This is a genomic window from Streptomyces sp. NPDC003023 (assembly GCF_042888225.1).
GTDB lineage: Bacteria > Actinomycetota > Actinomycetes > Streptomycetales > Streptomycetaceae > Streptomyces.
In genome coordinates this window covers 404,110-418,520 of sequence record NZ_JBIAPL010000001.1, presented here as the reverse complement: position 1 = coordinate 418,520, position 14,411 = coordinate 404,110, and the positions used below count along the sequence as shown (strand labels likewise).

Here is a 14,411-nt window from a genome sequence, read left to right as displayed (position 1 = left end):
GCACTGAAATATGCCCCTCAGGGCTTCAAGGACACAAACCGGGCGTCGCACTGAGTGAGAAGAGCTAACTGGTCACGATTCGATTGCAGCCAAAAGGCTCGACAAACACACGTGCGTCCAGGCAACTTGTGCGGGCCCGCGCCCGAAGCTGCCCAGGTCGGTGACAAGTTCATGACCTGCGGCGCTCCGGCACCTTGCTAGCCGCGTTCTGGGGAGTCCCTCGCCGTGTCCGCCCAACCATCCGCCGTCCTCAGCCACTTCGCGGGCACACGCGCCCGGATCGCCACCTTCGTCGCGCTGCTCTGCGCTGCGCTGGTGGCGGGGCTCGTCGTCTGGGCGCCTTGGCAACACGAGGCCTCTTCCTCGGCGGCTCCGAAGCCCTCCGGTCCCCTGACCGCCGACGAGGCCATGCGGAAGGCGCAGACACAGCAGCGGGAGGTCGTCGTGGAGGCGGAGACCACACAGACCTCCCGCACCGTCGCGCTGCCCGACGGAACCTGGCGCAGTGAAATACACGCCGCACCCGTCCGGGAGAAGCAGCCGGACGGCACCTGGGCTGCGATTGACGCGGGCCTGCAGCGGAGCAAGGACGGCACCCGGCTGCGCCCGAAGAACACCGCCGGCCAGGTGGAGTTCGCGGCTGCGGCAACCGGCTCCGCGAGCCGGAGCACCAGTTCCAGGGCCGCGGACACGTCACGGTCGGCGCCCAGCTCCAACGGCGCGGTGCACGCGGCGCTGTGGCGACCGGCGCGTGCACACACCGCCGCCGGCACGGTGGAACAGCAGCCGGTGCCGAGCGAGTCGTTCCTGGCCTCGGCCACGCACGCGGGCCACAGGATCACATACACCTGGCCGGGGGAACTGCCCGACCCCGTGGTCGACCGCAACCGGGCGCTGTACCGCGAGGTGCTGCCCGGCGTGGACCTACTCCTGGTGGCGCGCGAAGAAGGCGGCTTCGGCCAGCTGCTCATCGTCAAGAACGAACAGGCCGCCCGCCAGGAGGCCCTGCGGACCGTGTCCTACGGACTGCGCTCCGACACAGCCGAATTCGCCGTCGACACCACCACCGGCGGTGTGGCCATCACGGACGCCGACGGCAAGCACGTCGGCGCCATCCCGACCCCGCTCGCCTGGGACTCGGCCGGCGTGGCGAACCCCGAGGACCCGGCCGCCGAGCCGTACATCGACACCACCACTGCCAAGACCACCTTCGCCCTGACCGGTCTGACCGGTCCCGAGCCGGGGGCGGCGAGTGCCGTGCTGCCCGCTTCCTTGGACGGCGGTGGAACCGGGCGGGCCACTCTCAAGCTCGACGCGGCGGCGACGGGCCTGCTGACCGGCGAGAAGGTCGACGCCGGGAAGGTCCTCTTCCCCGTGTTCGTCGACCCCACCCTTGAGCTGCAGGAGAAGGGCTGGACCATCGCGTACAAGCCCTACCCCAACGCCAACTACTACGACGGCACCAACTACTCGGGCGGCACGAGCGAGGCACGGGTCGGCTACGAGTCCGAGAGCGGCGGCCTGGCGAGATCGTTCTGGAAGATGGGCATCTCCAGCAGCATCCACGGCTCAACCGTCCTGTCGGCGAGCTGGAAAATCAAAAACACGCACTCGTGGTCCTGCGAGGCCCGGCAGATCGAGCTGTGGCTGACCGGCGGGATCTCGACCTCCACCACCTGGAACAACCAGCCTTCCTGGGCCCGCGAGTTGGACGCCCGGTCCTACGCACACGGCAACGAGCAAAAAGGCTGCACCGACGCCTACGTCGGCTACGACGTCAAGTCCGGGGCCCAGGACGCCGCGACCAAGAAGTGGGGCTCGCTCACCCTGGGGCTCCGCGCGAGCACCGAGACCTCCCCGTACACCTGGCGCAAGTACAGCGCCGGCAGCGCCGTCCTGACGATCAGCTTCAACCGGCCGCCCAACCAGCCGGTCAACGGCGACATCACGCCCGGCGAGTGCAACACCGTCATCGGCGAGGAGGTCATCGGTCTGACCGATGTCGTGCTCAAGGCATCAGCCACCGACTACGACAGCAACCTCAAGGGCATGCGTTTCCGCCTGTGGGAGACCGGCGCCAGCACGAAGATCCTCGACAAGGTCATCACGGGCACCGGCGGCAGCAAGACCCAGACCGCGTCAGTCACCGTGCCCTCGACGCAACTCGCCGACGGCAAGACCTACTCCTGGGACGTCCGCGCCGAGGACACCGAAGGCGAAGTGTCCGACTTCTGGCCGAACGGCACCGATCCCTGCCGCTTCACGGTCGACAACACCTCCCCCGCCGCGCCGACCATGACCTCCGAGGACTACCCGCAGGCCAACTCGGCCGGCACCAACTGGGCGGTCAACGCCCCGCACGGCACATCCGGCACCGTCACCCTCGCCTCGGGCCCTTCCACGACCCACTACGCCATCGGCTTCAACGCCATCAACTACACGCACGTCTACCTCGACGACACCGCCGAGGGGCAGACGTTCCGCATCGTCCGGGACCCCGCCCAAGGCCATCTCATCGAGTCAGTCACCCGGGCCGCGAAGGGCCAGCCCATCACCGTCACGCTCAAGGCCCCGACAGCCGGCCCTCTGCATCTGCACGGCTACGCCTATGACACAGTCGGCAATCGCTCCCAGCGCTCCGCCATCCGCACGTTCGTCCCCGCCGGGCGCTCCACCGATGGCCCGGGCGACGTCACCGGTGACGCCCACCCCGACATGGTGGTCATCAAAAGCGACGGCACCCTCTACACCTACCCCGCCGAAAAAGGCGGCGAGGTCTACGGCGGCATGGTCACCTCGTACAACGGCAAGGGCGATCAGAACCAGAAAGACCACTGGTACGACCCAAACTCCACCGCCACGTCGAAGAAGCACGCCCTGATCTCGAAATGGGGTGACTACTACCCCGGCGACGGCCTCACCGACCTCCTTGCCCGCACCCCCGACGGCAAGCTCTGGATCTACCAGGGCGACGGCTACGGCGGCGTCAACGTCGACGAACGCGTCCGCGTGCTCCTGCCCGACAACGCCCCCGACCCCGCCACCTGGGACGAGATGCGCGCCACTCCTGACGTGACGGGCGACGGCAGGCCCGATCTGATGGTTGTCACCGACGGCGGCCAGCTGTGGTTCCTCGGCGGCTACACGGCGGGCGCCTTCAGTGAAGCGGTACTGCTGCTCGGCGACAGCACCTGGGCGGCCCGGGACCTGATCTCCCTCGCGGACATCGACCTGGACGGCACCGCCGACCTGCTCTGGCGCAATCCCGGCAACGGCAACATGTACATCCGGCACGGCAAGCCCGACAGCAGCGGGTCCGGCCTCGACCCGATGTCCATCGCACTTGCTGCCGACTCCCGGGAAGGTGTCGACACGCCATACGGAACGAGTTGGACCGCGGACGCCATCGATCAGGTCATCTCCCTGCCCGACACGAGCGGCGACGGCATCCCCGACCTGTGGGCCCGCGAAACCACAACAGGCCAGATCCGGGTCTACCACCCCAGCAAGACCAACACCAACCCCTACGTCAAGATCGTCATGACTGCCGACTGGAGCTCTTTCCTCGCCTTGACGTGACCCCGCAACCCAGCCTGCCGCAAGTCCCACCAGGTGACCGGAAGCGACCATGGACACCATGCACTCCCTGACACAGACCATCCGAACCCACCCGAAGACAGCGGGCGCAGTGACCGCCGCCCTGCTCATCGCCGTCGCCCTGGCCGCGTACTTCCTCAGCACCGGCCCCGTCCGCCCGGACGCGGCCAAGTGCCGCGAGGAGGCGACGGCGCAGGTCGAGGCCGCCGTTGCCGACGGCACGGAACTCAGCACCAGCTTCCCGCTGCACTGCCAGGGTCTCCCCGCGAAGGAACGCGACCGGATCTTCGCCGAGAGCGCCGACGACGCCATCGCCGACGAGATGGAGAAGGCGAGAGCAGACATCGAGCGGCTCGCAGGCGATACGGGCTACGAGAGCGATTAGCCCGTATCCTCGCCACCGGCGAGGACGGGCGACCCGTACGCTACGAAGCCGACACGGAACTCCGCCGCTCGAAGACAACGAACGCCAGCAGCTGACCGGGGCCGTTCGCGGTGGGAGTCCCCGCCCCATGAAGGGCAACGGGCAAGTCGCCCGCTCGTAGGGAGGCTCCCACCACACCCGTGGGCGCCTGGCGGCGCTCGGTCGCGACCCGCCCGCAAGGACAGAGGAACCTCGCAGTCCGGCGGGGCTCCATATGCATCATGGCTACCGATCCGCCCGCACCCGGAAAACCTTGCCGCCCTTGATTGCGTCAGGCTGCGCACGAGCGCCGGCGCATACGTCCAGGTACCCAGAAGGGGTGGCCGTCGGTGGCTGTGACCTCGGCCGTGGCCTTGGCTGCCGTGCCGTCGGTGTCGATCGTGACCTTGACGAGGTGCTTGAGGCCCTCGCCCCTGTTGCCGAGGGAGCAGGAGCCGCCGCTGGTGCCGCCGCTGGAGCGTGAGGAGGCGCCGGTGGAACCTCCCTTGCCCGAACCGCCTCCGCCGGACGACTTCCCCTTGCCCGCGCCCGACGACTTGGCGGCCGAGGAGCATGGTGTAGCGGATGCCTGGGCTGACTTCCGCTTGCCTCCAGTTCGACATGGGGCCGAAGCCGTCCGCATGGGGCACGGGGAAGGACGCGGCCCCCGTCTCGATCACCCAGGACGACAAAGTGCCCGCGCCGCGGCACGACGCGATCCCCGCGGGCGGACCGCTGTTCGACAACACCTCGGGCACCTCGGCCACCTTCACCTCGGTGGAGCTGCCGGTCGCGTCGGCGACCAGGGCCGTGCAGTACACGCTGACGTCCGCGGGGAAGGCCAAGGCCCCGTCCGGCTGGGTGCTGCAGGGCTCCGCCGACGGCACGTCGTGGACGGACCTCGACAAACGGTCCGGCGAATCCTTCGACTGGGACAAGCAGACCCGCGTCTTCGGCATCGACGAACCGGGTTCCTACGAGCACTACCGGCTGATCGCCACCGGCGAGGCGACACTCGCGGAGGTCGAGCTTCTCGAATCACAATAAAAGGGACCGAAGCGCACAGGGCAAGGCGAGTCGCTCGTAAACGAGTTGACACGTAAAGATCCTGTGGAACGATCCTGTGGAAACCGTGACCTGCCGCGCCGGCTTCGGCGCGGCAGGTCACGGTCATGACCACTTCGATCGGGGAGTAACTACGTGGCCAAATTCTCTGGCCTCAAGAGCACGGGCTTCCTCGCCCGTGCCACGGTCGCGGCGATAACCGCCGCCCTCGTCGGCACCACCACCAGCGCGGTGGCGGCCGACGGCCCGCAGGGCGCCGCCGAGGCGGCGTCCGGCATCCAGCAGTCCGCGCCGGCGGCCGGGACCTTCGGTGCCCAGGCGGACACCTCCGAGGCCGCCGACGCAGAGTTTCGTGCGCTGTACGGCCTCTCCGGCCCGACGCTGTACCAGTACGTGCCGAACGGCTCGGGTGGGTACGACGCGCGCGAGTGGCTCACCGACCAGTGGTCGTCCATCAAGAACGCCCAGCAGGCCGACAATGACGGCGACGGCTTCGCGGACGACTTCTGGGTGTGGGACACCTACGGCTACATGGCCTACGCGCCGGGCGAGGGCGACGTCATCGAGGTCGGCAGCGGCTGGAACATCTACAACAAGGTCATGTCGCCCGGCAATCTCGGTGGCGCCTCCGGTGCCGACCTGATCGCCCGGGACTCGGCCGGGGTCCTGTGGATCTACCTCGGCTACGGCGACGGCAGGGTGACCGGCCGTACCAAGGTCGGCGCCGGCTGGCAGATCTACAACCAGATCGCCGGTGTGGGTGACCTCAGCGGTGACGGCAAGGCGGACATCGTCGCGCGCGACGGTTCCGGCGTGCTCTACCTCTACAAGGGCACCGGCAACTACAAGGCGCCGTTCGAGGCTCGCACCAAGATCGGTGCTGGCTGGAACCTGTTCAACAACCTCGTGGGCGTGGGCGACCTCGACTACGACGGCACGAGCGACCTGATCGCCCGTGACAGCGCGGGTGCGCTGTACCGCTACTCGGGCACCGGCAACGCCGCTGCCCCGTTCAAGCCGCGCGTCATGATCGGCACCGCAGGCTGGAACACGTACCGCCTGATGTTCTGATCCACGGCGGCACCAGCGCACAACCGGGCCGCGCCCCTCTCGGGGGCGCGGCCCGTCCTGCGTTCCGGCTCAGCCGAGCCGGCAGGCGAGACCCGTGGCCGTGTCGGCCGCGGGCCCCGAGGCCACGTACCCGAAGGTGGCGGTCTCACCAGGGTCGAGACCGCCGTTGTGCCCCGCGTTGTGGACCATCACCGCCTGGCCCTGGGCGGTCATCGATCCGTTCCAGAGACTGTCGATGCGGTGCCCTGCGGGCAGGGTCCAGTCGACCATCCAGCCGAGCATGGGCACGGTGCCGGTGTTGGTGACGATCACCTCGGACTGGTAGCCGCCTCCCCAACTGCCGGTGGTCTTCCGGGTCGCGGAGCAGTCACCGGTCCCCGGCGGGTCGGTCGGGTCCGGGTCGGGGTCCGGGTCGGGGCCACCGCCGTCGCCCGGGTCCTTGACGCCGGTCACCTCGCCGTTGCCGCCGTCGAAGACGACGTCGGAGCAGGAGTAGAAGGTCTCCTGGCTGTCGGAGCGCTGCCAGACCATGTAGACGATGTGGCGGCCCGACTTGTTCGCGGGCAGTGCGCCGGTCCACGAGTAGTTGGCCTCGACCGTGCCGGGACTGCCGTTCAGCGGCGGGTGGTCGACGGTCAGGAACGGCTGGTCCTCGACGTCGTCCCAGGTGAGCGTCGACTTCGGGTCGAAGCCGTCCTTGGTGATGTAGACCTTGAACCAGCCCGGGTGGGCGGCCCAGGCGTTGTACGAGAAGTCGATGGTGGCGCCCGAGGTCAGATGGGTGAGCGGCCAGTCGTCACGGGCGGCGTCGAAGCCCGTGAAGTTGGTGTTCCCACCGCTGCACAACTGCCCGTCCGGCACGAAACCGCGGGTGCGGCCGGCTCCGTCGGAGCGCAGCACGGAGAACCAGTTGTAGAAGGGTGTGGTGCCGCTCTGCTGGGCCGCCGCGTCGCACGCCGGGTTGACCGGCTTGATCTCCCCGGTGTCGGTCAGCCCGTCCTGCCAGCACAGGAAGGTGCGGCTGGCCGGTTTCATGGGCGTCCCGTGTGCCTCGGCGGACCCGCCGGTGGTGAGGACGAGACCGAGGGCGGGGACGGTGGTGAGCAGGGCAAGGAGGGTCAGCAGCAGGGCGCGTGGTCGGCTCAGCGCCGTTGGTCGCCGGATCATCCGGTTGTCCCTTCGGGGATGTGGGGGTTCCTGGGCGGGCGGGAGCGACTATGGGAGCGCTCCCACGACTCAACCGGTGAAGCTAGCGCGGACCCGGCGGGCTGTAAACGTCTTGCGCACGGCACAAGCGGGAGAAGACGGCGAAGGGCCGCCACCGCGCACGGATGTGCGGGGTGGCGGCCCTTGCCGACGGGACGTCAGGCGCGGCTGGCTCAGCCGCGGATGAGGTTCCGCAGGACGTACTGCATGATGCCGCCGTTGCGGTAGTAGTCCGCCTCACCGGGGGTGTCGATGCGGACGACCGCGTCGAACTCGACACCGGTGTCGGTGGTCACCTTGACCGTGCGCGGCGTGGTGCCGTCGTTGAGCTCGGTGACGCCGGAGAAGGAGAAGGTCTCCTCACCGGTCAGACCGAGCGCGTCGGCCGAGCCGCCCTCCGGGAACTGCAGCGGCAGGACGCCCATGCCGATGAGGTTCGAGCGGTGGATGCGCTCGTACGACTCGGCGATGACGGCCTTGACGCCGAGCAGCGCGGTGCCCTTGGCCGCCCAGTCACGGGACGAACCCGAGCCGTACTCCTTGCCCGCCAGGATGACCAGCGGGGTGCCGGCGGCCTGGTAGTTCTGCGAGGCGTCGTAGATGAACGAGACGGGGCCGTCCGCCTGGGTGAAGTCGCGGGTGAAGCCGCCCTCGGTGCCCGGCGCGATCTGGTTGCGCAGGCGGATGTTGGCGAAGGTGCCGCGGATCATGACCTCGTGGTTGCCACGGCGCGAGCCGTAGGAGTTGAAGTCACGACGCTCGACGCCGTGCTCCGTGAGGTACTTGCCGGCCGGGGTGTCGGCCTTGATCGCACCGGCCGGGGAGATGTGGTCGGTGGTGACCGAGTCGCCGAGCTTGGCCAGCACGCGGGCGCCGGAGATGTCCTGGACCGGGGCCGGCTCCATCTCCATGCCCTCGAAGTACGGGGGCTTGCGCACGTAGGTCGACTGGGCGTCCCACTCGAAGGTGTTGCCGGTCGGGATCGACAGCGCCTGCCACTGGGCGTCGCCCGCGAAGACGTCCTGGTAGGACTTGTTGAACATGTCCTCGCCGATGGCGTTGGCGACGACGTCGTTGACCTCGGCCTCGGTCGGCCAGATGTCCTTCAGGTAGACCGGCTTGCCGTCCTGGTCGATGCCCAGGGCGTCCTTGGTGATGTCCACCTTCATGGAGCCGGCGAGGGCGTACGCGACGACCAGCGGCGGCGACGCCAGGTAGTTCATCTTGACGTCGGGGTTGATCCGGCCCTCGAAGTTGCGGTTGCCGGAGAGCACCGAGGTGACGGCCAGGTCGTGGTCGTTGACGGCCTTGGAGACCTCGTCCGGCAGCGGGCCGGAGTTGCCGATGCAGGTGGTGCAGCCGTAACCGACCAGGTTGAAACCGACCTTGTCGAGGTACGGCGTCAGACCGGCCTTGTCGAAGTAGTCGGTGACGACCTTCGAGCCCGGGGCGAGGGTGGTCTTGACCCACGGCTTGCGGGTCAGGCCCTTCTCGACCGCCTTCTTGGCCACCAGCGCGGCGGCGACCATGACGTACGGGTTCGAGGTGTTGGTGCAGGAGGTGATCGCGGCGACGGTGACGGCGCCGTGGTCGATCTCGTAGGTCGAACCGTCGGGGGCGGTGACGGTGACCGGCTTCGACGGTCCGCCGTTCGGCGTGTTCGCCGGGGCGTCGGAGGCCGGGAAGGACTCCTTGCTCGCCTCCATGTCGTCGGTGACGTAGTTGCGTACGTCCACGGCGAACTGCTGCGCGGCGTTCGCGAGGACGATGCGGTCCTGCGGACGCTTCGGGCCGGCGATCGACGGCACGACGGTTGCGAGGTCGAGCTCGAGCTTCTCGGAGAAGTCGGGCTCGGCCGCCGGGTCGAGCCAGAGACCCTGCTCCTTGGCGTACGCCTCGACCAGCGCGACCTGCTGCTCGCTGCGGCCGGTGAGCTTGAGGTAGTTCAGGGTCTCGTCGTCGATCGGGAAGATGGCGGCGGTGGAGCCGAACTCCGGCGACATGTTGCCGATGGTGGCGCGGTTGGCGAGGCTCGTGGCGGCCACACCCTCGCCGTAGAACTCGACGAACTTGCCGACGACGCCGTGCTTGCGCAGCATCTCGGTGATCGTGAGGACCAGGTCGGTGGCGGTCGTACCGGGCTTGAGCTCACCGGTCAGCTTGAAGCCGACGACGCGCGGGATGAGCATGGAGACCGGCTGGCCGAGCATCGCGGCCTCGGCCTCGATGCCGCCGACGCCCCAGCCGAGCACACCGAGGCCGTTGACCATGGTGGTGTGCGAGTCGGTGCCGACGAGGGTGTCCGGGTAGGCCTGGCCGCCTCGGACCATGACCGTACGGGCCAGGTGCTCGATGTTCACCTGGTGGACGATGCCGGTGCCGGGCGGGACGACCTTGAACTCGTCGAAGGCGGTCTGGCCCCAGCGCAGGAACTGGTAGCGCTCCTTGTTGCGGCCGTACTCCAGCTCGACGTTCTGGCCGAAGGCGTCCGCGGTGCCGAACTTGTCGGCGATGACGGAGTGGTCGATGACCAGCTCGGCCGGGGCCAGCGGGTTGATCTTCGCCGGGTCGCCGCCGAGCTCCTTGACGGCCTCACGCATGGTGGCGAGGTCGACGACACAGGGAACACCGGTGAAGTCCTGCATGATCACGCGGGCCGGTGTGAACTGGATCTCCTGGCTGGGCTGCGCCTGGGAGTCCCAGCCGCCGAGCGCCCGGATGTGGTCGGCGGTGATGTTCGCGCCGTCCTCGGTACGGAGCAGGTTCTCCAGCAGAACCTTGAGGCTGTAGGGGAGGCGCGCGGCGCCCTCGACCTTGTCCAGCCTGAAGATCTCGTAGGACTCGTCGCCCACGCGCAGCGTGCTGCGGGCGTCGAAGCTGTTCGCCGACACGACAGTCTCCTTCATCAATGTGCGCGTACTACCTCAATGCTGCCGCCACGGCTCCTCGCCGATCCGCTAAGGTAAGGCTTAGTTAGGTAACCCTTACCGACTGGCGGCTTGCGGTACGCCTTCGGCAGATATCTCGATGTCGAGATAACTCTAGTACATGACCGCTGAGGGTCACGCCCGGACACCCGCTGTCCTTGGACAGTGGAGTCAGTCGCACTGTCATCCAACCAAGGCGTTCGACAGCGAAGCCAGTCGTCAGCGCCCTCTTTGCCGGAGAACCTGGCCCCGTGAGGCAAACGCGCCGGGGGTGGTGGGGTGGGAAGAGTGGCGGCTCTGCAGGGGCGGGTCGCCGGTCTGCCTATGCTCAGGCCCCATGGCACTGGAATGGGAACAGATCATCGTCGACTCCGCCGACCCCGTCGCTCTCGGGCGCTGGTGGGCCGAGGCTCTCGGCTGGGTCGTGGTCGACGAATCCGAGGAGATCATCGAGATCCGGCCTGAGCCGGACCGGATGCCGGGCCTGCTCTTCGTACCCGTCCCCGAGGGCAAGACGTCGAAGAACAGGCTCCACCCCGACTTCCGTCCCGACGACCAGGAGGCCGAGGTCGCCCGGCTGCTCTCCCTCGGCGCCCGGCGCGTCGACACCGCGCCGGACGAGCAGCACTGGGTGACCCTCCTCGACCCGGAGGGCAACGAGTTCTGCGTCCTGAGCAGGCGCAAGAGCTGAGCGGGGACCGGGCAGTCGCCCGGGGCCCCGACGTCCGTAATCGACGTCCTTGATCGACGCCAGGAGTGGCGCACGCGCTCCGGGCGATCACACTTGCCGGTGCCCGGCCGCCGATCGCCGCCGACGACATCGGGGTGCCGCCCTCCGGGCCGCGTGCCCTTGTTCGCGCCTCGCTGGGCGTGCCTCTCGGCACGCGGCGCCCATGGGAACGGCTGAGCCGTGCGATCACCGTCCTGCCGGGCCGGTCGGTGGCGGACCCCCCGGCCGAAGCGGGCTTCTCCGCCCAGGCGCACATGAGCAGGACGTCCCGCGATCCGATCGTTCGCACGCCGGCGTCCCTGCGCCCCTCGGGCCGGCGGATATCGGGTTGACGGGCCCAGCGTGCCTTCGTTTGGCTCGCCGTATGCGAACCGAAGAAGCCCCCCTCGACGTTTCCCTGGTCCGCGCACTGCTCCACGACCAGTTCCCGCAGTGGGCCTCGCTCCCCGTCGAGCGGGTCGGCACCGCGGGCACCTCCAACACCATGTACCGGCTCGGCGACGACATGGTCGTACGGCTCCCCCGCACGGCCGGGTCCTCGGAAGACGTCGAGAAGGAGCACCGGTGGCTTCCGCGGCTCGCCCCTGCCCTTCCGGCCGCGGTCCCCGTACCGCTGGGCAGGGGCCGGCCCGCGGCCGGCTTCCCCTGGCAGTGGTCCGTCTACCGGTGGCTCGACGGTGAGACGCCGACCGTCGGGCGGATCGCGGAACCGGAGCGACTGGCGCTGGACCTGGCGGAGTTCGCCGCGGCGCTGCACGGGATCGACGCCGCGGGCGGCCCTCCTTCGTACCGCAGCGAACCACTCGCCGCGCGGGACGCCATCACCCGCGAGGCGATCGCGGACCTCGCCGGAGCCGTCGACACGGGCCGCGCCCTGACGGTGTGGGAGGCGGCCCTCGCGGCACCGGCGTGGCACGGGCCCGCCGTGTGGATCCACGCCGACCTGCAGCCGGGGAACCTGCTGCTGGACCGGGGCGGGCTCGGCGCCGTCATCGACTTCGGATGCCTGGGCCTCGGTGAACCCGCCGTCGACCTGCTGCCGGCCTGGTACGTGCTCCCGGCGGGGGCGCGGGACACCTTCCGCGACCGGCTGGGCGCCGACGACGCCACCTGGACGCGGGGTCGGGGCTGGGCCCTGTCGGTCGCTCTGATGGAGCTGCGGCACTACCGGGAGACGAATCCGGTGATGGCGACGATCGCGCGTCACGTCATCGGCGAGGTCCTGGGGACCTCTCACCCACGGAGGTAGGCCAGCACGGCCAGGACGCGGCGGTGGGTCTCGTCGGCCGGGGGCAGGTCCAGCTTGGCGAGGATGGAGCCGATGTGCTTGCCCACGGCCGCCTCGGAGACGACGAGTTGCCGGGCTATCGCGTTGTTGGACTTCCCCTCCGCGACCAGGCCGAGCACCTCCCGTTCGCGCGGGGTCAGACGCTCCAGCGGGTCGCGGCGACGGCGGATCAGCTGGCGCACCACCTCGGGGTCGACGACTGTTCCGCCCGCGGCGACGTCCTGCAGCGCGGCGTGGAACTCCTCGACCTGGCCCACCCTGTCCTTCAGCAGGTAGCCCACTCCGGCGCCGTCCCCCGAGTCGAGGAGCTCAGAGGCGTACGCGCGCTGGACGTACTGACTGAGGACCAGCACCGGCAGCGCCGGCCGCTCCGTACGGAGGCGGACCGCGGCCCGCATGCCCTCGTCCTGGAAACCGGGCGGCATCCGCACGTCGGTGACGACCACGTCCGGTGAGTGCTCGGCGACCGCGGCCTCCAGTGCGTCGGCGTCGCCGACCGCGGCGACCACCTCGTGGCCGAAGCGGCCCAGCAGCGCGATCAGCCCCTCGCGCAGCAGCACACTGTCCTCGGCCAGCACTACGCGAAGCGCTCGGTCCACTCGCAAGGGATCTCCACACGCAGCAGGGTCGGCCCACCGGGCGGGCTGGACACGGAGATTCTGCCACCGAGGACGGACACCCGGTCGGCGAGTCCGGTCAGTCCGGTGCCCCCACGGGCGTCGGCGCCGCCCCGGCCGTCGTCCCTCACCTCCAGGGTCAGCCGGCCCTCCTCGTGGCGGCCGGTCACCTCGGCGCGGTTCGCCCGGCTGTGCCTGCCCACGTTGGCGAGCGCCTCGCGGACCACGAAGTACGCGGCCGCCTCGACGGCTTCGGGGAGCCGCCCCGGCAGGTCGAGGGCGACGTCCACCGGGACGGCGGACCGGTCCGCCGCGTCGGTGACGGCGGCGTCGAGGCCGTGGTCGGCGAGGACCTTCGGGTGGATGCCCCGGATGAGCTCGCGCAGTTCCTCAAGGGCTCTGCCCGCCTCTTCGTGCGCCTTGGACAGCTGGTCGGCGAGCGGCCCGGGTGGGGCGTCGAGACGGGCGAGGCCCAGGGTCATGGTGAGGGCGACCAGTCGCTGCTGGGCCCCGTCGTGCAGGTCCCGCTCGATCCGGCGCCGTTCGGCCTCGAAGGCGTCCACCAACCGGAGCCGGGAGCGCACGAGTTCCGCCTCCCGCTCCCCCGGCTCCCCCGGCTCCTCCGGCGGGGCGACCAGCATCCGGGTGAGCTCGGCGCGGCCACAGGCCACGACGCCGAGCGCGTACGCGCCGACCGCGAGCAGCGGCACCCCCGCGGCCGCGGCGCCGAGCGCCTCCGGCCAGGACGTGGCGAGCCAGGTCTTCAGGACGCGTACCTCCTCGCCCCCGCCGACCGTCGCCATCAGTACCGGTGCGCCGATCAGCGACAGTGGTACGCCGAGCGCGAGCGCGGCCGCCAGCAGGTCCAACGGCCACAGCAGGGTCGCGAAGGCCAGCGTGTGACCGAGTTCCCGCCAGGTGGCGGGCTCCCGCAGCCGGGTGGCGACCCATGCCTTCAGCCCCGGCGCGGCAGGTTCGACGTGGGGTGTCGGGGCCGGTCTGCGGTCCACCAGCCGCAGCCGGCCGCGTTCCAGCGCGGCCACCGGCAGTCCGGCGAAGGCCAGCGCCGCGAGCAGCGGCAGCCCGATCAGGACCACCGCGAGCGTGCCGCCCACCACCACACCGAGGAGCAGCACGACCAGCACCACGATGCCGATCGGCGCACTGCTGAGCAGGTAACCGGCCGCCCGCCAGGGCCACGCGGAGAGCAGAAAGGCGGGTCGCGCCAGGGCCTGACGCAGGTTGAGGGGAGGCATGCGGTCACGGTAGGAGGCGGGCACTCCCCGCCGCCATCGGCCAGGGCGTAGGACGGTGGTATGGCCTGCCCCACCGCCCGACACGCCGGGAATGCATCCATTAACACCATTTGCAACTCCGCCTGTACGGACGCGCCCCGGTTGCCGGGCGCACGCGGATCGCCGAACATTGGAAACAGGCTGTGCGTACGGCCGGGCGTATGACGGGTCGTCACCCGAATGACCCACCTCGACGCGAGGGCATCTCATAT

General features: G+C 69.8%; 9 protein-coding genes and 1 pseudogene. 6 read left to right on the top strand and 4 right to left on the bottom strand.

What is annotated here, in order from left to right; genetic code table 11:
- Positions 1–225: 225 nt before the first annotated feature.
- The 4 genes and pseudogenes from ACFYV1_RS01545 to ACFYV1_RS01530 all read left to right on the top strand — a co-directional run bounded on the left by ACFYV1_RS01545 (position 226) and on the right by ACFYV1_RS01530 (position 6,136).
- Entirely contained in the window at positions 226–3,579 is a 3,354-nt protein-coding gene (locus tag ACFYV1_RS01545; RefSeq protein ID WP_389393308.1) for an FG-GAP-like repeat-containing protein, read from the top strand.
- A gap of 58 nt (positions 3,580–3,637) precedes the next feature.
- Complete coding sequence (locus ACFYV1_RS01540; RefSeq protein WP_389393307.1) at positions 3,638–3,982, top strand: hypothetical protein; 345 nt, start codon at positions 3,638–3,640, stop codon at positions 3,980–3,982.
- Between the two features lie 627 nt (positions 3,983–4,609).
- A pseudogene (locus ACFYV1_RS01535) lies at positions 4,610–5,047 on the top strand (glycoside hydrolase family 92 protein); the annotation flags it as partial.
- 153 nt (positions 5,048–5,200) lie between these two features.
- Positions 5,201–6,136 (top strand): FG-GAP repeat domain-containing protein, encoded by a 936-nt coding sequence (locus ACFYV1_RS01530; protein ID WP_389393306.1) that lies wholly within the window; start codon positions 5,201–5,203, stop codon positions 6,134–6,136.
- A gap of 69 nt (positions 6,137–6,205) precedes the next feature.
- On the opposite strand, the gene ACFYV1_RS01525 is transcribed toward ACFYV1_RS01530, so the two are convergent.
- Complete coding sequence (locus ACFYV1_RS01525; RefSeq protein ID WP_389393305.1) at positions 6,206–7,303, bottom strand: lytic polysaccharide monooxygenase; 1,098 nt, start codon at positions 7,301–7,303, stop codon at positions 6,206–6,208.
- Positions 7,304–7,515: 212 nt separating this feature from the next.
- Positions 7,516–10,233, bottom strand: coding sequence for an aconitate hydratase AcnA (acnA, locus tag ACFYV1_RS01520; RefSeq protein WP_389393304.1), 2,718 nt, complete (start codon positions 10,231–10,233; stop codon positions 7,516–7,518).
- Between the two features lie 373 nt (positions 10,234–10,606).
- Between acnA and ACFYV1_RS01515 the strand changes: the two genes are divergently transcribed.
- Together ACFYV1_RS01515 and ACFYV1_RS01510 are read left to right on the top strand one after the other, a co-directional pair.
- Entirely contained in the window at positions 10,607–10,960 is a 354-nt protein-coding gene (locus ACFYV1_RS01515) for a VOC family protein (RefSeq protein ID WP_389393303.1), read from the top strand.
- 403 nt (positions 10,961–11,363) lie between these two features.
- Positions 11,364–12,248, top strand: a complete 885-nt coding sequence (locus ACFYV1_RS01510; protein WP_389393302.1) for an aminoglycoside phosphotransferase family protein — start codon at positions 11,364–11,366, stop codon at positions 12,246–12,248.
- Here ACFYV1_RS01510 and ACFYV1_RS01505 read toward each other — a convergent pair.
- Both ACFYV1_RS01505 and ACFYV1_RS01500 read right to left on the bottom strand, forming a co-directional pair.
- Complete coding sequence (locus tag ACFYV1_RS01505; RefSeq protein ID WP_389394540.1) at positions 12,233–12,865, bottom strand: response regulator; 633 nt, start codon at positions 12,863–12,865, stop codon at positions 12,233–12,235. The two genes, ACFYV1_RS01510 and ACFYV1_RS01505, sit on opposite strands and share 16 nt — an antisense overlap.
- On the bottom strand, positions 12,865–14,160 hold the full coding sequence (locus ACFYV1_RS01500) for a sensor histidine kinase (RefSeq protein ID WP_389393301.1): 1,296 nt from the start codon (positions 14,158–14,160) through the stop codon (positions 12,865–12,867). Before ACFYV1_RS01500 ends, ACFYV1_RS01505 begins: the two co-directional genes overlap by 1 nt.
- Between the last annotated feature and the right edge of the window lie 251 nt (positions 14,161–14,411).